The sequence below is a fragment of the Streptomyces sp. NBC_00154 genome, from assembly GCF_026342835.1.
Lineage (GTDB): Bacteria > Actinomycetota > Actinomycetes > Streptomycetales > Streptomycetaceae > Streptomyces.
In genome coordinates, this window is record NZ_JAPEMI010000001.1 from 2,690,159 (window position 1) to 2,708,196 (window position 18,038).

14 protein-coding genes and 1 pseudogene are annotated in these 18,038 nt (G+C 69.3%); all 15 read left to right on the forward strand.

The window, feature by feature from the left end:
• The first annotated feature begins 54 nt into the window (after nt 1–54).
• On the forward strand, nt 55–426 hold the full coding sequence (locus OHA03_RS11990) for a hypothetical protein (RefSeq protein ID WP_267003509.1): 372 nt from the start codon (nt 55–57) through the stop codon (nt 424–426).
• A gap of 2 nt (nt 427–428) precedes the next feature.
• Nucleotides 429–827, forward strand: a complete 399-nt coding sequence (locus OHA03_RS11995; RefSeq protein WP_267003511.1) for a hypothetical protein — start codon at nt 429–431, stop codon at nt 825–827.
• A 561-nt stretch (nt 828–1,388) separates the two neighbouring features.
• On the forward strand, nt 1,389–1,721 hold the full coding sequence (locus OHA03_RS12000) for a hypothetical protein (RefSeq protein WP_267003513.1): 333 nt from the start codon (nt 1,389–1,391) through the stop codon (nt 1,719–1,721).
• Between the two features lie 58 nt (nt 1,722–1,779).
• Nucleotides 1,780–2,091: a pore-forming ESAT-6 family protein gene (locus tag OHA03_RS12005; RefSeq protein WP_267003503.1), complete on the forward strand. Its 312-nt coding sequence runs from the start codon at nt 1,780–1,782 to the stop codon at nt 2,089–2,091.
• A gap of 111 nt (nt 2,092–2,202) precedes the next feature.
• Nucleotides 2,203–2,595: a DUF6507 family protein gene (locus tag OHA03_RS12010; RefSeq protein WP_267003505.1), complete on the forward strand. Its 393-nt coding sequence runs from the start codon at nt 2,203–2,205 to the stop codon at nt 2,593–2,595.
• Entirely contained in the window at nt 2,592–5,315 is a 2,724-nt protein-coding gene (locus OHA03_RS12015) for a hypothetical protein (protein WP_267003515.1), read from the forward strand. Before OHA03_RS12010 ends, OHA03_RS12015 begins: the two co-directional genes overlap by 4 nt.
• Complete coding sequence (locus tag OHA03_RS12020; RefSeq protein WP_267003517.1) at nt 5,315–5,686, forward strand: toxin-antitoxin system YwqK family antitoxin; 372 nt, start codon at nt 5,315–5,317, stop codon at nt 5,684–5,686. Before OHA03_RS12015 ends, OHA03_RS12020 begins: the two co-directional genes overlap by 1 nt.
• 541 nt (nt 5,687–6,227) lie before the next feature.
• A complete protein-coding gene (locus OHA03_RS12025; RefSeq protein WP_267003519.1) occupies nt 6,228–6,530 on the forward strand; it encodes a hypothetical protein in 303 nt (100 codons plus the stop codon).
• Nucleotides 6,434–7,088, forward strand: a pseudogene (locus OHA03_RS47810) (immunity 49 family protein). The gene OHA03_RS12025 and the pseudogene OHA03_RS47810 overlap by 97 nt, the downstream one beginning before the upstream one ends.
• Before the next feature lie 568 nt (nt 7,089–7,656).
• Nucleotides 7,657–7,968 carry a hypothetical protein gene (locus OHA03_RS12040; protein ID WP_267003521.1) on the forward strand — a complete coding sequence of 104 codons (312 nt, stop codon included), beginning with the start codon at nt 7,657–7,659 and terminating at the stop codon, nt 7,966–7,968.
• Nucleotides 7,969–8,076: 108 nt separating this feature from the next.
• Nucleotides 8,077–9,417: a type VII secretion integral membrane protein EccD gene (eccD, locus tag OHA03_RS12045; protein ID WP_267003523.1), complete on the forward strand. Its 1,341-nt coding sequence runs from the start codon at nt 8,077–8,079 to the stop codon at nt 9,415–9,417.
• A gap of 54 nt (nt 9,418–9,471) precedes the next feature.
• Nucleotides 9,472–10,878, forward strand: coding sequence for a MinD/ParA family protein (locus tag OHA03_RS12050; RefSeq protein WP_267003525.1), 1,407 nt, complete (start codon nt 9,472–9,474; stop codon nt 10,876–10,878).
• Nucleotides 10,879–10,915: 37 nt separating this feature from the next.
• Nucleotides 10,916–14,890: a type VII secretion protein EccCa gene (eccCa, locus tag OHA03_RS12055; protein ID WP_267003527.1), complete on the forward strand. Its 3,975-nt coding sequence runs from the start codon at nt 10,916–10,918 to the stop codon at nt 14,888–14,890.
• An 88-nt stretch (nt 14,891–14,978) separates the two neighbouring features.
• Nucleotides 14,979–16,397, forward strand: coding sequence for a DUF6177 family protein (locus tag OHA03_RS12060; protein WP_267003529.1), 1,419 nt, complete (start codon nt 14,979–14,981; stop codon nt 16,395–16,397).
• 183 nt (nt 16,398–16,580) lie between these two features.
• Nucleotides 16,581–17,924, forward strand: a complete 1,344-nt coding sequence (locus OHA03_RS12065) for an esterase-like activity of phytase family protein (RefSeq protein WP_267003531.1) — start codon at nt 16,581–16,583, stop codon at nt 17,922–17,924.
• Nucleotides 17,925–18,038 lie beyond the last annotated feature (114 nt).

Sequence of the window (18,038 nt, forward strand, 5' to 3'; positions counted from 1 at the left end):
AGCATTGCACGTATGAGCAGGGAACAGCGACCTGATCCGGGACCTAATCCGCGCTTGAACGAGGATCTGTTGTTCAACGCGGCGCCCGGTGGACCACCGCGCTACAGCCATCTGTCCCAGAAGCCTGTTCACTACCTCACCGTCGCGGACAGAGACGGTGACGTGATCGGCTATGTCTGGGCGAACGACGAGGACGACGCCGCCGGATGGGTGGTCCGCAAGGCGGGCGGCGACGAGGCATTCAACAAGGGCGCCAGATGGGCCAGGAAGCTCCACGACGCGAAGGCCCGGGGCATTGCGCCTTCCGCCGCCCTGGCTGAAATGGTTCAGGAGTCGGACCCCACGAAGAGCAGCCACGTCGTGCCCGGGTCCTTGACCGAGGCGGCGAACGCCGACGTGGTCAGGAGACTGGCCAACCCGGAGTGAGGGTGACCAGCGAAAACCGACCCCATCCGCACTTCGAAGAAGACATGCAGTTCAAGCGCATCGCCGGGCCGCCCCGCTACAACCGTGTCGCGCAGGGGCCTGTGGAGTACGTACGGGTGGCCGCCGACAACGGCGTGGTGATCGGGTACGTGTGGGCGGACGACAAGGACGATGCAGCCGGCTGGGTTGTGCCGCCAGGGCTCGGAGCCCCCGAGATCAACGCCGGCGCCGCATGGCTTCGGAAGCTGCGGGACGCGAAGGCGCGCGAGATCGCCCCCACCGCCCTGCTCGCCGAGCTGGTCCGGGACACGAGCGACATCCAGGGCAGCCGCGTCGTATCCGGCTCGCCGGCCGAGTCCACGACTCTCGATGAACTCAAAGAACTGGCGAACAAGGGCTGACCACCCCCATCGAGAAGTGACGGAGCACAGCCCGAATGAGGAGGGAACAGCGGCCCAATCCGCGCTTCGATGAGGACCTGCACTTCGAGCGCAGCGACGGGCCTCCGGACTATGGCTACAGGACGGATGGCCCCGTCCGTTATTTTGCCGTGGCGGACGAATCCGACACGGTACTGGGCTATGTGTGGGGCAACGACGAGGATGGCGCGGCAGCCTGGGAGCCACGGCCGTTGCCGGCCCCCGCGCATTCAATGGTGGCTTTCTGTGGGAGATGAAACTGCGCGAGTTCAAGGCGCGAGGTACAGCTCCTACCGTCGCCGTCGCCGAGATGATCAGGGATTCGAGCGACATCGAATCGAGTCATGTCGTCCCTGGTTCGCAGGCCGAGGCGCCTACCCTTGCCGCTCTCAAAGAGTTGGCCAGGGAGCCGGACACGGCGTGACTGATCGCAGTCGGCACTGTCATGCGTTGGTCACAACGGGCGGCCTCGGGTTGAACCGGCGCCACTCGTTCGTCAGGATGGCTTTGTAAAGGATCACTTGGTGTGGCAGGGGGAAGCGAATGAAGTTCGACATGGGGGCGCAGGTTCTGTCGAATCTGACGTCGAAGTCGCGTGGTTCGAGTGATGACTTGGGCACGCTGATCCGTCAACTGGTGCAGGCGGCGGTGCCGTTGGAGGGGAAGTTCAACGGTGCGGGGCGGGTGGCGTTCGATTCGTTCAAGAACCGGTCGGACGAGATCACGGCGGCGTTGAACGGTTCGTTGTCGGCGCTGCTGGGTGGTCAGTCGGGCATGGAGCAGGCGTTCGGCTCGGGTGACCAGGAGCAGGGCGACAACGCCCGTCAGCAGATGGGCGCCGCGAACTTCGACGCGGCCCGCTTCGGCGGACGCTGACCGCCTCTCGGTTTCATGGGTCCACAGATTTCACGGATTTCACGGGGAGTGTTTGTTGATGGCTGGTGGCAGTGATCGTCGCGCGTATGACACGGGTGCGTCGGCGGATGCGCAGGGCAACATCCAGGTCGTGATCGCGCGTCTGGAGGAAGTGATCGCGGCGCGTGACGGCCAGGTGAAGGCCGCGATGGCGGACTTCACCGCGGACGGTGTGGCGGATGAGTACCACGGCAAGGAAATGCGGTGGAACCGGGCCTCGCAGGAGGTCAAGAGCATCATCCAGCTGCTGAAGACGACGCTGGAGAAGAACGACGGCACCGCGCAGCACACGATCACGCGCGCGAAGGCAGCCGTCGACAACATCGGCTGAGACTTCACCGGGCCGGATTTCCGGGGGTGTTGACCCCCGGGGCCGTGGTGCGCGCGGAAACGTTTTGTTCGACTGTTCGTGGCGGGCTAGTTGGGGCACGGGGGTGTGCTGGTGACCGGGTGGGATCTGAAGCCGCAGGGTATTCAGGGTGTGCTGAAGACGACGGGTGAGACGGCGGGGAAGATCGAGACGTACGCGAAGTCGTACGGCACGCATCTGACGTCGGCGGCGACGAGTGCGGGCACGATCACCGCGGAGGACGGTGGTGAGGGCGGGGAGAAGGCCGGTGGCGGCCTGGTCGCTCTCGCCCTGTCGCAGTACGCCGAACACGCCACGACAGACCTGAAGTTCATCGCCGCCCGGGCCGGGAAATCCCTGACCGGCGCGGTGGACGCGACGACCGCCTACCTCAACGGTGACCTGGAAATGGCCGCCGAATCGCAGCGCAAGGCTTTGGGCATCCCGGACCTGGACCTGACGAAGCCCGGGGTGCAGACCAAGTGATCAAGCCGGAAGCGATACCGCAGTTCACCGGCAACCTCGGCCAGCTGGAGAAGGACTACGGCAGCCTCAAGACGGACGCCGGGCACATCCGCAGCACCGGATCCGACGTCCACACCCAGTTCCAGGGCCTGTCCGCCTACTACCAGGCACCCGAGGCGGAGAAACTCTTCGCGTCGACGAAACCGGTCCAGGACCGGGCCGACACCTTCGCCGACGACCTGGAAAAAGTCTCCACCGCCCTCTCCGACTACGCCACCGAAGTCCGCCCGCTGGCCGCGAAGCTCGAGCAGCTGAAGACGGACGCGACGACGTTCGTCAACGCGAACAAGGGCGACGACGACTGGGAATACGACGAGGACAAGGTCGACGAGCACAACCAGCTCCGCGACGACGTCACCGCGACCGTCGCCGCGTTCTGGGCCGCCGAACGCACCTGCCACAACAAGATCACCGCCCTGTTCGGCGGAACCCAGATGGTCGCCGGCGACGGATCCGACCGCAAAGACCAGTACGGATTCAACGCCGACGACCTCAAGAACGCGAAACTCCCCTGGGGCGACCCGGTCGAGGAAAAGCACCACGTCTGGGAAGTCGGCCACTGGGTCAAATCGTTCGTCTGGGACGGACTGATCGTCGACGGGATCTGGGGCACCATCAAGGGCCTGGGAACCCTCGTCGGGTTCGGCGGCTGGGACGCCATGGGCCAGGCCTGGAAAGGCCTCGCCCAACTCGCCACCGGCCTCGCGATCACCTCGATCCCCGGCGCAGGCGCCCTGTTCTGGACCCTGCCCGACGACAAACTCCCCTCCTGGCTGCGTGACTCACGCACCGCGATGAAGGAAACCGGCAAAGCACTCGTCGCCTGGGACGAATGGGGCAAGAACCCCGGACGCGCCGCCGGAGCCGTCACCTTCAACGTCCTGACCACCGTCTTCACCGGCGGCGCAGGCGCCGGAGTCTCCGGCGCCGGCAAAGCCGGCGCCGTCGCCAAGGTCCTCTCCGTCGCAGGCAAAGCCGGCAAGGTCATCGACCCCATGACCTACATCGCCAAAGGCGCAGGCGCAGGCCTCTCCAAAATCGGCGACATTGCGAAGGGCCTCAAGGGGATCGAGAACATCGAGATCCCGAAGCTGCCCGATGATGCGATCGTGCTGCCGGAGGGTGCGCTCAAGCTGCCCGACGGTGCCGTACACCTCCCCGAGGGAGCAGCCATCCCGGACGGAGCGGTCAAGCTCCCCGACGGTAATTTCAAGCTCCCCGACGATGTCCCGGTCCTGCCCGAGGGCGCCACCAAGCTGCCCACGGCACCCGGCGCACCCGCACGCTACTTCGACAACGAGTACAACCTCCTCGACGAGAACGGCAACGTTCTCCAGAAGGTCGACGACGCCCGCGTCGAAGGCTCCCCCGACATCAACCCCGACACCGGCGCCGACACCCCGCACACCGGCACCCCGGACAGGGAACCGGCGCTGGTAGGCGCGGGCGCCCACACCGCCGACACCACGGCCCACGTCGGCGCCAACGCGGGCGACCACGTCATCCGCATCGGCGACAGCCTCGGCAACGACCTCGGCGACATCGGCCGCACCGGCGACAACCTCCCGGGCGGCAACATCGGCGACAACCTTCCCGGAGGCAACGCAGGCAACCACCTCCCCGGAGGCGGAGTCGGCGACCACATGCCCACCGGCCACGCCGGCGACAACCTCCCCGGCGACGGCTCCCACCACGTCCCCGGCGGCAACGTCGGCGACACCCTTCCGGGCGGCCACGCCGACGACCTCGGACACGGGCCCTCAACCAGCCACGAACCGCCCATCGGCGGCAGCCACGGTGAAGGGCCCGGCGGACCGCACGACCACACGTCCCCGCACCACGATGACCACGCGCCGGGCAACCACACCGACGACGCCGTGCACCAGGGCAGTAGGGACGGTCACGACGCTCACGACCCTGGGTCGGACGGCCACAACAGCGAGGGTGCGACGCCACACGACCACTCAGGCGACAGCACGCACCCCAGCGAGAGGGACGTTCGTGAGCCAGGGGGCACGGTTGCGGAGGACGTCTCTCGGCGGGCTGCGGAACCGATCCGATTCGGAGATGAACCACTCCCACCCCCGGGCCCGGGCGAGAAGCTCCTCGGTCAGCTACCGGAGAGTCGAGTGCAGCGAAATTCAGACGGTCTGATAACCCATGTCGACGGTCGCAATTTCGAGCATTTCCTCAAGGACCTCTCCTTCCAGCGCGGTGCTGCGTACAAGGAAGCCAAGGAACTCGGGATCTTCCCCAGGAAACAGGTCGGAGCTTGTGTCGGCTCCGTCATGGATCTGCGAACGGGGATGGTCTTCGAGGGAATCAACGGGAAATTCGACAACATCATTCCTACCGACCGCGTCCACCCGACAATTGCCGCAAGGTACGAGTCGATCCTCGACTCCAAGCCTGCCCCGGATCACCCACTCGGACATGCCGAAGTCAAGGCTGTCAACGAACTGCTCTGGGAGCGGAAGAAGTTGGGTCTCCCGGATGGTGAAGCAGCACTCTCAGAGCTCCACGCTTCAGTCGAGTTCCCATTCCTGTCACACATGAAGACCGATCTTCCTGGACGCCCCGCTTCCTTCTGCGCAAACTGCAACCTTATGCTGGATGGCGTGGACAGCTCGCATGGAAGGTTCACCGGCAATCCGCCGACCGACGACAATTGGATTCCCTGATGGCCGAGGTAACACGAATCGACATCGACGACCCCGACGTCGATATGGATCAGGGGCAGCGCGTGCTGTACCGGGGGGAACTCTTCACGGGCGAGGCCGAAGAACGCCTGGGGGGCGTTGTTGTCAGCCTGGATTCCTACGTGGCCGGCGTGCAGGACGGTCCCAGCCGTGAGTGGTACAAGGACGGCACGCTCAGGTCCGAGGGAACAGCCCGCATGGGGCTTCCTGTAGGGGTTTCCAAAGAGTGGCACCCGAACGGCACGCTCGCCGCTGAGCGCGTGTTCGCCGAAGACGGGTTGACCTTGCTGGCGGATCGCCAGTGGGACGAAAAGGGTCGGCCCACGAAGAACTGGCGCAAGGGCGAGGGATAAGCCCTCCCTGGCATAAGCGGAGTCACCGGCCTGGTCCATCTCTGACCGTCATACCGATGTCGCCGCTGCGCGTGTCCGGGACGCGTAGCGCGGGACTCGTTGCCCTCAGTGCTTGATCAATTACCTGAGAATTTCCCTCAAGGCCGTCGATGGCTTGAACTGCTGCCGTATGGAGCAGTTCCGCCTCCTCCGCCGCGCCATCTGTGGGGTATTCGTGGCGGGTTACGGTTGCAAGCACCGCGCAGCCCTCTCCAGCCGATGTCGAAGTGCTTCATTGTGTTCACGCAGTGGTTCGGCGGCGGCTCGGCCGGCAGGGAATTCGCGCGGGAGCCGTCGGCGTGAGGGATGTGACCGTCGCCCCTCCCCTGCATGGTGCGCCAGGGACCCGCGCCGGGCGCATCAAGTCCGCCCGGAACCCGGTGTCGACGCCGCGACCGTCACCGCAGTCCCGGTCCGGGACATGATCAAGCGGCTCATCGTTGCAGGCCAGCGCCCCCTGTTGACCCGTGCATTCTCCTGGTCGACGAAGAGGAGAGAATCAGTGAGCACGAACGTTACCCGTCATGAGTTCCCCATAGAAGGTATGGCGGAGGCCATGGCGGCTCGTATCCAGAGCGTCAGCCAGGTACTCGACCGGCTTGAGACGTCGGAGACATCCCGCTCCCGTGCCCTGAGCAGCATGCTGACTGTGGTCAAGTCGTACTGCTTGGCGGACCCCACAGCGCAGAAGTTCCCGACGTGGGAGGCATGGGTCACAGCCATGCAGGTCGGCTCCGCACTGTTCGCCGCGGGCACCGCGGCCGAGGGACCTGTGCCGTGCCGTATCGGGCCGACGGCGAGGTGAAGAACCTTCCCGCGACCGGACCTCAGGACTATCTGCACGCGGGAAGCTGGCTCACCTCCTACTACCTGGCGGTGGTCTGCCGCGAGAACGGCCGTGCCAACCAGCTGGCCCAAGTGCCCGTCTCGTTCCTGCGTGAGTCGGGTGCCATGTTCGACGAGTACATATACGCGTGGGTGGAGACCCTTCAGAACGCCTGGTTCGGCCGAAACTTGGGACACCCTGGTCACCGCGGTCAACGGCACCGACCCCGAGACCACACAGATCGCAGGCAAAGAGCTGATGCTGAAGATCCTGTATCCGCCCCTCGAGCTCTTCCACCTCTACCTGCGCCGGGAGACCGAGCGGTTCAACGAATCGCTGGCCACGGCTCTCACCTGGCACAAGGAGTACTGGACCGCGAACGAGGCACGTTCCCTGAGCGGCGAAGGCCTGGTGGCCCTCGGCCCGCTCGCCATCGCCTGTATGGCCCGCGATGCCGACATGCCGATCGAGGTCGAGTCCGAGTACCTGCCCAAGGAGCTCCTGGAGTTCGGCTGGGTCGGCGAACTCGACACCTGAGCCCCAAACTGCAGTTGACGGAGATCGTCCATGGAGGCGCGGCGCCGTGGCGAAGGATCTTCGGTATTCGGGCAGGCACATGCGCGTACCGAAGCCGGTGCGGAGCAACCGAGCCGCACGACTCGGGGGGTACAGGCCCACCGGGCCGAGCAGTACCGGTCGTTCATCGGCATCGTTGCGGACCGGGCAGCCCCGGCGCCCCGCCGTTCCTCATCCCCCGCCCCACAACTCACCGGTGCACCGTCTGTATCGCCCTGATTCCTCTCCTTTGGCTCTGCTTCATGATTGTCCGGGGTCTGTCCCACTCCCGGCTCCGGGTTGTACTGCTGACTTGTCCATGCCTTATGTTGCGGAGGCAAAGCAAGGGGGATTCCGTATGCCGCAACACACGCAGCCGACTGCAGCGCCGCGGACGACATCGGCCGGCGTCGGCGCCGTGGTGCGTGTCGGGCGGGCCCGATAGGCAGTGGCTCGGCGAGGCAACGTTCATGCAGTGGACGCAGGACGCGGTACGCGCGACGGTTCGCCGACGACTGAGGCAATGGACGACTGAGGCAGCGGACGACGAATGGCACGGGATTACGACAGCCAGCTTCTGGAGTCGGTGGCGGTACGCCGCCGCAGGATGCGGGACGCGCTGCTGTTCGGTGTGCAGCGGTCCCGGCGCACGGCAGACGAGCGGCTCGGGAAGGTGTTCGCCGGGATCGCCATCGCGGCCGTTCTGTGCGCGGGATGCGTCGGGTGGTCCTTCCTCCAGCACACGCTGGCGAAGCAGAAGGCCGAGCAGGAGAAGCAGCAGCGCCAGGAGCAGCAGTACGAGCAGCCGACGCCCACGGCGAAGCCGGACAAGTCCGGGAAATCCAGCCCGGGTTCTCCGTAGTACCGGCCGCCCGATGACGACTTCCGTGAACAGCACCCTGGGCGCGTCCAGCCGGCCCCCGTCCTCAACGTCGCGACGATAGGTTCCCGTAAAGTGGTGAGCACAGCAATGACTTCCCGGGCTCAGCTGAGCCGGGTGACCCTGGTAGGCGAGCGACGCCGGGCCGACATCGTCCTGCCGTCCGACACACCGATCGGTCAACTGCTTCCGGACATATTGCAGTTGCTGGACGACCGGGCCGCATCGCGCCCGATGACACGCCAGTTGATCACATCGGACGGCTCCGCGCTGCCGCACGACAGCACGCTGTCCTCCGCCGAGATCGCGGACGGCGCCGTGCTCCGGCTGGTCCGGGCCCACTCCGCGCCGCCCGCCCCCGTCGTGCACGACGTCACCGATCTGGTGGCCGACGACCTCGACCTGCAGGCGTGGCGCTGGCGTCCCGCCGCCCGCCGGGCCAGCGCGGGCGTGGCGACCGTCGCATTCGCGGTGATCGCGGCACTGCTCGCCCGCCGCGAGTTCGCGCTCGACGCCCTCGCGGGCGCGCTCGTCGCCGTCACACTCCTCCTCCTGGTGACCGGCGCGCTCGTCGCCAAGATCGGGCAGGGCAACCGCGGCCTCGCTACCGCCCTGCTGCTCGCCTCCGGCGGCCTCGGCATCCTCACCGCATGGACCGCCGCGGACGCCTACGCCTGGTCGGGAACCGCACGGCTCGCGGCCGTCGCGGGCGCGCTCGTCCTCGTACTGCTGCTGCTCGGCTACTTCTCGCCGCTCGGCCGCGGCGGACTCATCGGGGCCGTGGCGACCGCCGCGATCACCGTGGTGTGGGAAGCCGTCGCCGCCGTCCAGGACGACCTGTCCCGGCTCGGCGCCGTCATGGCCGTCTTCTCCGTGGTGCTGCTCGGACTGCTGCCCCGGCTCGCGCTGATGGCCTCCGGGCTGACCGCACTCGACGACCGCCGCTCCGGCGGCGTCTCCGTCAGCCGCCACCAGGTGGGCAACGCGCTCGCGGCCACCCACCGCGGCCTCGCTCTCGCGACGACGGTCACCGCCGTATCCGCGGCGGCCGGCGGCTGGCTGCTCACCCAGGCGCAGACACCGACCGTGTGGACCGCGGCGCTGCCCGCACTCGTGGCCCTCGTGCTGCTCTCCCGCGCCCGGGCCTTCCCGCTGGTCGCCGAGGTCGTGGCGCTCATCGCCGCCGCCGCGGTCCTCGTCGTACGCCTCGTCTTGGTGTGGATGCAGCACTCCGGAGGCGCCGGGCCGCTCGCCGTACTGTGCGCGGCCGCGGTCCTGCCGCTGCTCGTCCTGGCGGTACAGCCGCCCGAGCATGTGCAGGTCCGCCTGCGGCGCATGGCCGACCTGGTCGAGTCCATCGGTGTCGTGGGGCTCTTCCCGCTCGCCGTCGGGGCGTTCGGCGTGTACGGACAGCTGCTCAACAAGTTCTGAGTCCACGCTCAGGCGCTCCGAGCGGGGCAGCAGGGCGGAAAGAGGAAGGCTGACATGCCGAACGGAGACAACTGGCAGGGCGATGTGCTGCGCGACCTGCGCGGCGGCGCCGGCCGGCAGAGCGAGCCGCAGCAGGGTCCGCCGCAGCAAGGAGCGGGGCAGCAGGGTGCGCAGGGCCCCGCCGGACAGGCGCAGGGCGGCCCCACGCCGAACGCCGCCCCCGGGCACGCGGCACCCCAACAGGTCGCCCCCGCATCGGAGTCCGGCTACGGGTACCCACCGTCGCAGGGCGCCCCCGCAGCACCCGTCGGATACGCCCAGCCCGCCCCCGCGCCGGACGCCGCATACGGGTACCCGCCCCAGCAGCAGGCCGGCCCCATACCCGACGCCCCGTACGGATACGCACCACAGCAGCAGGGTGCCCCCGCACCGGACCCCGCCTACGGCTACCCGCCCCAGCAGGCCGTCCCCGCGCAGCAGCAGCCCCGGGCCACGCCCGCGCACACCTCCGCCTACACCCCCACGACCCGCCCCCACCACACCCCCGACTCCCGACCCGTGGTGGACAAGAGCCTGGTCACCGCAGGGCGCAAGCCCCGGCACGGGCAGTCGTTCGCCTCGCGTGCCACGCGCGCCCTGCGCCGTACCGTCTCCTCGTCGGCCGCGAAGGAGGTCGCCGAGATCACCCGGATCGCCGAGGTACTCCAGCAGCCTGTGACGACCGGCAGGCAGATCTCCGTCACCTCCATCCGGGGCGGCGCCGGCAAGACGACCGTCGCGGCCCTGCTCGGCACCACGTACGCGCACTACCGGCAGGACCCGGTCCTCGTCGTCGAGGCCGATCCGGCGCTCGGCTCCCTGCCGCTGCGGCTCGGCGCGGAGACGCTGCGCTGGACCATCGGCGACTTCGCGGACATCGTCGAACCGCAGATGTCGCTGCTCGACATCACCGGCTACCTCGTCCAACTGCCGGGCAACGCCTGGCTGCTGCCCGGCAGCCAGGGGCAGATCGGCGCGATGCTGGGCAGCAAGGCGTACGAGGGCGTCATGGTCTCGCTGCGCCGCTACTTCGGTGTCACGGTCGTGGACTGCGAGACGCTGCCCGCCGAGGTCGCCCGGGTCGCGCTCTCCGCCTCCCAGGCCCGCGTCCTGACCGCCCCCGCCACGCTGGAGGGCGTCACCAGTACGTACTCGGTGCTCCAGTGGATGCAGGGGCTGCCGCAGCATGTCATCGCCGGCACGGTCGTCGTGCTCACCGAACTGGTGCCGCACCCGGGACTCGACCTGGCCGAGGCCGCAGAGAAGCTCAGGTCCACCGGGGCGAGCGTCCAGGTCCTGCCGTACGACCGGCACCTCGCGGCCGGCGGCCTGATCCGTACCGAGCTGCTCGCCCACTCGACCCGGGAGGCCGCCACCCGCCTCGCCGCGGACGTCTTCCAGCTCTCCCAGAAGCGCCACTGACCCAGATGCCGAGCCCGACCGTGAGTGACGGACGCCGATGAGTACCCGACTGATCCACCGCCCGGCAAGGACCACCCGGCCCGCGCCCCCCTCCGAGGCACGCACCATCGAGGCGCCGCCCAACCTCCCCGAGGGGAAGTCGGGCAACATCGCGATGTCGCTGCTGCCCGTCGCCGGTGTCATGTCGTCCGTCGTGATGATGACCGTCGTACGCAACAGTCAGTTCGCCGGGCTCGGCGCAATCATCCTCGTCGTCACCGTCATCGGCTCCGTCGCGCTCGTCTTCTCCCAGCGCGGCAAGGCCCAGCGCACCCGCCGCACCCAGCGCGAGGCCTATCTCGCCTATCTGGAGGACCTGCGCGAGGAACTCTCCGGTGAGGAACGCGAACGACGCGAACGCACCGAGATCCTCACACCGCCGCCGGACGCCCTGTACGACATAGTGCGCGACCCGGCCCGGCTGTGGGAGCGCCGCCGCCTCGACGGCGACTTCCTGCGGGTCCGCGTCGGCACCGGCGAAATGCCCGTACGCGATCTGAAGGTCGCCCAGCAGGGCTCCTCGGTCCTCTCCCCGCCCGACCGCTTCATGCTCAACGAGGCGTCGGCGCTGATGTCCCGGTTCCGCACCGGCACCGAACTCCCGCTCACCGTCCCGCTCGACCGCGTCGGCAACGTCAGCGTGATCGGGCCCCGCGAGGACTGCCTGCGCGTCGCCCGCGCCCTGCTCGTCCAGACCGCCGCCACCCACGCCCCCGACGACGTGGCGATGGCCCTCGCCGTACCCGGCGACCGGCTCGCCGACTGGGAGTGGGCCAAGTGGATGCCGCATCTGCTCGACCCCGAGCAGCTCGACGGCCCTGTCGCCGCCCGCCGTATCGCCCCGTCCGCACCCCAGCTCGCCCGGCAGATCGGAGCGGAGCTGCGCCGTCGCGCCTCGTACGCGGCCGAGGTGCGCCGCGGCCTGTCCGGCAAGGACGCCCTGTCCATGACGTCCCGTCTGCTCGTCGTCGCCGACGGGCACGGCGAGGATGCCGTGGACCTGCCCTGCCCCGACGACGCGGTGGGCCTGCGCGAGATGAGCGTCACGATGCTGCACCTGCTCGAGCAGCGGGTACAGGAGCCCGGACACGTCGGCGTACGCATCACCGTCGACGGCGACCAGGTCGTCATCGAGGACCTGCGCGAACAGGAACCGATCAGCGCCCACGGCACCGTGGACGAGGTCAGCATCCCGTTCGCCGAGGGCCTGGCCCGGATGCTGGCACCGCTGCGGCTCGCCGCCGAGTCACTCGTCGACGCCCCGCTGTCCGGACCCGTCGACTTCGCCAACCTGCTCGGCATCGACGACGTCGCGCAGCTCGACCTCGCACGCCTGTGGGCGCCGCGCGGCGAACGCTCCTTCCTGCGCGTGCCGATCGGTGTCAGCGACGCCCGCGAGCCGGTGCTCCTCGACCTCAAGGAGTCCTCCGAGCTCGGCATGGGCCCGCACGGCCTGTGCGTCGGCGCCACCGGTTCCGGAAAGTCGGAGCTGCTGCGCACCCTCGTCCTCGCCCTGGTCGCCACCCACCCGCCGGAGGACCTCGCGCTCGTCCTCGTCGACTACAAGGGCGGTGCGACGTTCGCACCGTTCGCCGACCTGCCGCACGTCGCCGGTGTCATCACCAACCTGGAGAACCAGGCCGGTCTCGTCGAGCGCGTCCACGCCTCGCTCGCCGGTGAGGTCAAGCGCCGCCAGCAGGTCCTCAAGGACGCGGGCAACGTCGCCGACATCGGTGACTACGCCGCCCTGCGGTCCGACAGCCGACCCGACCTGGACCCGTTGCCGCACCTGTTCGTCGTCATCGACGAGTTCGGTGAACTCCTCACCGCCAAGCCGGACTTCATCGACCTGTTCCTGTCCATCGGACGCATCGGCCGCTCCATCGGTGTGCATCTGCTGCTGTCCAGCCAGCGCATCGAGGGCGGCAAGCTCAAGGGCCTGGACACCTACCTCTCGTACCGGCTCGGCCTGCGCACCTTCTCCGCCGACGAGTCCCGCACGGTCCTGGACACCACGGACGCCTTCCACCTGCCGCCACTGCCCGGCTTCGGCTACCTCAAGGTCGACACCAGCCACTACGAGCGTTTCAAGGCGAGCTACGTCTCCGGTGCCTACCGCGGCCCCGTACAGCGCGCGGAAGAGGTGGAGACCGGGCCGCTCGCCCTCGAGTACGAGGCGTTCAACACCCTCGCGAAGAAGGAGAGTTCCGGCGAGCAGGAGCCGACCGTACGGCGTCGCGAGACCGGGCCGACCGAGATGGGCGTCATCGTCGGACAGCTGGAGAACGCCGCCGGTCCCGTACGCCGCATCTGGCTGCCGCCGCTGCCCGACGCCATCGCCCTGGACAAGGTCGCCGGCCCGCTCGACGTCGGCCCGCGCGGCATGCAGCTGGCCAAGCGGAGCGGACCACTCCGAGTTCCGCTCGGTCTGCTCGACGACCCCACCAAACAGTGGCAGGGCCAGTGGTACCTGGACCTCACGGTCGCGGGCGGCCACGCCGCCGTCATCGGCGGCCCGCAGTCCGGCAAGACCACCCTGCTGCGCACACTCGCCCTGTCGATCGCACTGACCCACACCCCGCAGGAAGTCGGCGTCTACGGCCTCGACCTCGTCGGCGGAGGGCTCCAGGCACTGGCGGACCTGCCGCACGTCGGCGGCGTCGCAGGCCGCGCCGACCGCGAACGCGCCGGACGCACCGTCGAAGAAGTACGCAACGCACTCGCCGCCCGCGAGGAACTCTTCCGCGAACACGGCATCGACTCCGTCGAGCAGCTGCGCACCCTGCACGCGGCAGGCCGGCTGCCCCAGCTGGCCTCCGCCGAGATCGTGCTCATCATCGACGGCTTCGGCGCACTCCGCGACGACTTCGAGGAGCTCGACGACGCCGTCGTCGACATCCTCAAGCGCGGCGGCGGCTACGGCATCCATGTCGTCGCAGGCATGCTCCGCTGGAACGACGTCCGCATCGCCACCCAGTCGAACTTCGGCACCCGAGTCGAGCTGCGCCTCAACGACCCCAGCGAGTCCAGCATCGACCGCAAGCTCGCCCAGACCCTGTCGCCCGACGAGCCCGGCCGCATCCTCACCGACAGCAAACTCTTCGCACAGGTCGCGCTCCCCCGTACGGACGGGCTCCCCGACACGTCCGACCTCGGCGCCGTCCTGGAACGGACGACCCGCACCGTCCGCGCCACCTGGAGCGGTGACGTCGCCCAGCCCGTACGGGTCCTGCCGCACATCCTGGAACCTCATCTGCTGCCCGGCCCGGTCGCCGAGCCCAAGCGGGTACCGATCGGCCTGGACCAAACAGCCCTCGCACCCGTCCTGCTCGACCTGTTCCACCACGACCAGCACCTGCTGATCATGGGCGACAGCGAGTGCGGCAAGACGAACCTGCTCAAGACCGTCGCCGGCGGACTCATCGAGCGCTACAGCGAGGACGAGCTGGTCTTCGCCGTCATGGACCCGCGGCGCGGACTGCGCGGCGCGATCCCCGAGGAGTTCCGCGGCGGCTACGCGTACAACGCCAAGATGTGCGCCGGCCTCGCCGCCGGCATCGCCACCGAGCTGGAGAAACGGCTGCCCGACGACAGCGCGGACACCGAGGACCTGGAGCCCGGCAGCTGGGGCAGCGGTCCACGGATCGTGGTCCTCGTCGACGACTACGACGTACTGACCACCGCAGGGCTCGCCCCGCTCGCCCCCTTCCTGCCGTACATCCCCTCCGCGGTCGACATCGGGCTCCACTTCGTCCTGACCCGCCGCGTCGCGGGCGCCTCGCGCGGCATGTACGAACCGCTGATGCAGGGCCTGCGGGAGTCCGGCGCCTCCGCGATCCTCATGGCGGGCGACCGCAGCGAAGGCCAGCTGTTCCCCGGGGTGTACGCCACCCAGCAGCCGGCCGGCCGCGGCGTGCTCATCCGCAGAGGCCAGTCGAACCGCCTGATCCAGACCGTGTACACCGCCGGGTGACGCCCCCGGGAACCGTCCCGCGCACGGCGCCCACCGGCGGAACCGCACCGACATCCACACCCCGCACCACGAAGGACCGGACGACCACATGACCAAGGACGTCATCGCCCTCACCCGGAGAATGCCCGACCCGCTGACCGTGCTCGCCGGTCTGCTCTCCGGAGGCCCCGACAAGCTGGTGGAGACCGTGGGCGAGGACGCCGTCGTACGGCTCTGCGACGAACAAGGCCGCCCCCTCGTCTCCGTCGAGGCACCGCTGCTCGTACAGGTCGCCGGCGAGGCCGAGCGGCTGCTCGGGGCGACCGCACCCGCCGTCCCGTTCTGGTGGACCGAAGCGCGCGCCACCACCGGCGTCGAGGAGGCCGAGCGGCTCGCGGGCACCTTCGCGGCCCGCCTCATCGCCCTGGCCGGGGGCTCCGCCTGGCCACCGGAGGCCGCGCGCTCCGTCGCCGTGGTGAAGACCGACGGCGTCAGCGTCGCACCCACGCCCGCCGCGGCCCAGCCCGCGATCGACGCGCTCACCGACAAGGTGGCCGTCGTCATCCAGGACCGGCCGGTGGTCGCCATGACCGCATGGCTCTCCGACGCGTTCCGGGCCACCGCCGACGCCGAGCTCGGCCTCCAGATCGTCACCTCCCCGGGCACCACGCTCTCCCCTGCCGTACGCAACAGCCTGACCGGCTGGCCGTCGCGCTGGGTCGTGCAGGACGAGCGGGACGGCTACTACGACGGCCTGTCCGGCGCCGTGCTGAGCTGGCAGAACGGCATGTTCGCAACGGTCGAGGCGATCGACGCCACGCCCGACGACCCACGCACCCCGGTGGCCGCCTCCTTCAAGGAGTTCGCCGACACCGGCGAGCGCCAGCTCGCCATCTCGTTCCGCACCGTCCACCCCGCCGACGACCGGCTGGTGCTCGGCGGCGCCCTGGAATCGGTATGGCGCGAGCTCACCGGCAACCCCCCGGCAGGCTGGGGCACCGCCGAGCCCGCCAACCTGCCCTGGTCACTGCGCCAGCTCACCGATGTCGCCCACGACAGGTCGCCCGCGCCGACCTGGGTCGTGGTGGTCGGCGGCCCCGACCGGCCCGGCCTCGCCACGGTCCGTATCAGCCGCACGACGGGGGGCGTGGAGGAGGACGTCACCCTGGCGTTCGGCTACGGGGCCGGCGAGGAGCCACCGGTGGACGCCCTGCCCCGGGTGGCAGAAGTCCTCGCCACCCGCCACCACCTGCAGTCGATGCTGATCCAGCTCCGCAAGGCCCGCCGCGACCTGGCGGTACCGCCCCGCTTCGAAGGTCCCGGCGTACCGGTGGCGTTCGTGCTCGGCGCGGAGGAGGTCCGCGAGATGCCCGGCGACCGCGCCCGGCGCACCCCGCTGTCCGAGCCCCCGGTCCAGCTCGGCCCGAAGACCCGCCCCGCGCTGTACTACCCGCTGCCCGGCGACCCTTCGGATCTGTCCGGCTGGCAGGACTTCGAACGCCTGATGCGGCACCTGAAGGGCGCCTGACCGGTCTCCCCCAGGGCAACCCGCCCTGGGGCAGCCCACGCACGGCGACCACCCCACCGTTCTTTCCCCGCGATCCTTATCGACGGGGGCGCGACGCCCTCGCTTCATCGCTCTGCTGACGGATGTTCATCACCGGTGTCCAACATGGCCCTTCACTGTTTCCAGTTGTGGAGGTACCCACACATGACTCGACCGGCCCGCCGCCGGATCGCCGTCGCAGCAGTCTCGGCACTTGCCGTTTCCCTGCTGCTGCCGGCCGCGGCTGACGCCACCACCCAGTCGGGACCCGAGCGGGGTGTCTCCGGCAAGGTCATCCGCACGTCCACCCTTCCGGACATCCCGCTCGCCACCTTCTCCAACGCCCTGCTGCACCACTCGGTGGCCGACGACCACGGCGTCGACCTGGGCGGCATCGGCAGCGACCTCTTCCCGGCCGGGCGGCCCGGCGAGTTCTGGACCGTCACCGACCGCGGCCCCAACGGCCAGATCAAGATCGACGGTGTCAACCGGCGGACCTTCCCGGTCCCCGGCTTCGACCCCGCGATCGTCAAGGTCAAGGTCGAGGGCTCCGGGCTCGAGATCCTCAAGGCGCTCCCGATCAGAACGCGCAGCGGCGCACCCGTGACCGGCCTGCCCAACCAGAGCAGCCGTGACGAGATCCCGTACACCTACGACGCCTCCACCCCGCTGGGGTTCAACCCCGCCGGGCTGGACACCGAAGGCATCGTGCGATCTCACGACGGCACGTTCTGGCTGGTCGACGAGTACGGCCCGTCGCTCGTCCATGTCTCCGCGACCGGCCGGGTGCTCACCCGGTACGTCCCCAAGGGCCTGGCTCTGAAGGGCGCCGACTACCCGGTGGTCGAGGGTCTTCCGTCGGTGTTCCTCACCCGCAAGGGCAACCGGGGCTTCGAGGGCCTCGCCCAGCTTCCCGGCGGGGACCTGGTCATCGCCCTGCAGAGCCCGCTGCTCAACCCCTCCAAGCAGGTCGGCGAGGCGTCGGGGACCACGCGTCTGCTGCGCTTCTCGCCCCACCGGGGCAAAGTCACGGCCGAGTACGCCTACGCCTTCGACCCGGTCGGCACGGTGGACCCGGGCGAGGACGACCCGACCGAGCTGAAGGTCTCCTCGGTGGTCGCGATCGGCCCGGACACCCTGCTGGTGCAGGAGCGCACGGACCGGGCCGCCCGTCTCCACCGCGTGGTGCTGCGGCGCGAGAACAACATCCTGGGCACCGCCTGGGACTCGACCGCCACGACCCCGTCGCTGGAGGCGCTGCCGAACCCGGCGGCCGCGGGGGTGCCGGTGCTGTCGAAGAAGCTCGTCGTCGACCTCAACACGGTGCCCGGCGCGCCGAAGAAGATCGAGGGCGTCGCCGTCGTCGACTCGCGGACGATCGCGGTCATCAACGACAACGACTTCGGCATGACCGACGGTGCCGGGGCATTCGGTCCCGACGGCCGCCTCGTCGACAGCGGTGTGGAGACCACGCTGGTCCAGATCCGTCTGGACGCGCGGCTGCGCTGATTCCCCGGCCGCCGACGGCGGCCACGAGCGGTCCCGGCCTGCCCGTGTGCGGGCCGGGACCGTCCCGGCGTCGCCACTGCCGGGCTTCACAAGTGGCCCACATTCAGCCCCACT

Bases quoted from the DNA above. Each gene is read 5' to 3' on its own strand.
- OHA03_RS12000 (WP_267003513.1), top strand. From the start codon at position 1,389: ATGAAGTTCGACATGGGGGCGCAGGTTCTGTCGAATCTGACGTCGAAG.
- OHA03_RS12005 (WP_267003503.1), top strand. From the start codon at position 1,780: ATGGCTGGTGGCAGTGATCGTCGCGCGTATGACACGGGTGCGTCGGCG.
- OHA03_RS12020 (WP_267003517.1), top strand. From the start codon at position 5,315: ATGGCCGAGGTAACACGAATCGACATCGACGACCCCGACGTCGATATG.
- OHA03_RS12040 (WP_267003521.1), top strand. From the start codon at position 7,657: ATGGCACGGGATTACGACAGCCAGCTTCTGGAGTCGGTGGCGGTACGC.
- eccD (WP_267003523.1), top strand. From the start codon at position 8,077: ATGACTTCCCGGGCTCAGCTGAGCCGGGTGACCCTGGTAGGCGAGCGA.
- OHA03_RS12050 (WP_267003525.1), top strand. From the start codon at position 9,472: ATGCCGAACGGAGACAACTGGCAGGGCGATGTGCTGCGCGACCTGCGC.
- eccCa (WP_267003527.1), top strand. From the start codon at position 10,916: ATGAGTACCCGACTGATCCACCGCCCGGCAAGGACCACCCGGCCCGCG.
- OHA03_RS12060 (WP_267003529.1), top strand. From the start codon at position 14,979: ATGACCAAGGACGTCATCGCCCTCACCCGGAGAATGCCCGACCCGCTG.
- OHA03_RS12065 (WP_267003531.1), top strand. From the start codon at position 16,581: ATGACTCGACCGGCCCGCCGCCGGATCGCCGTCGCAGCAGTCTCGGCA.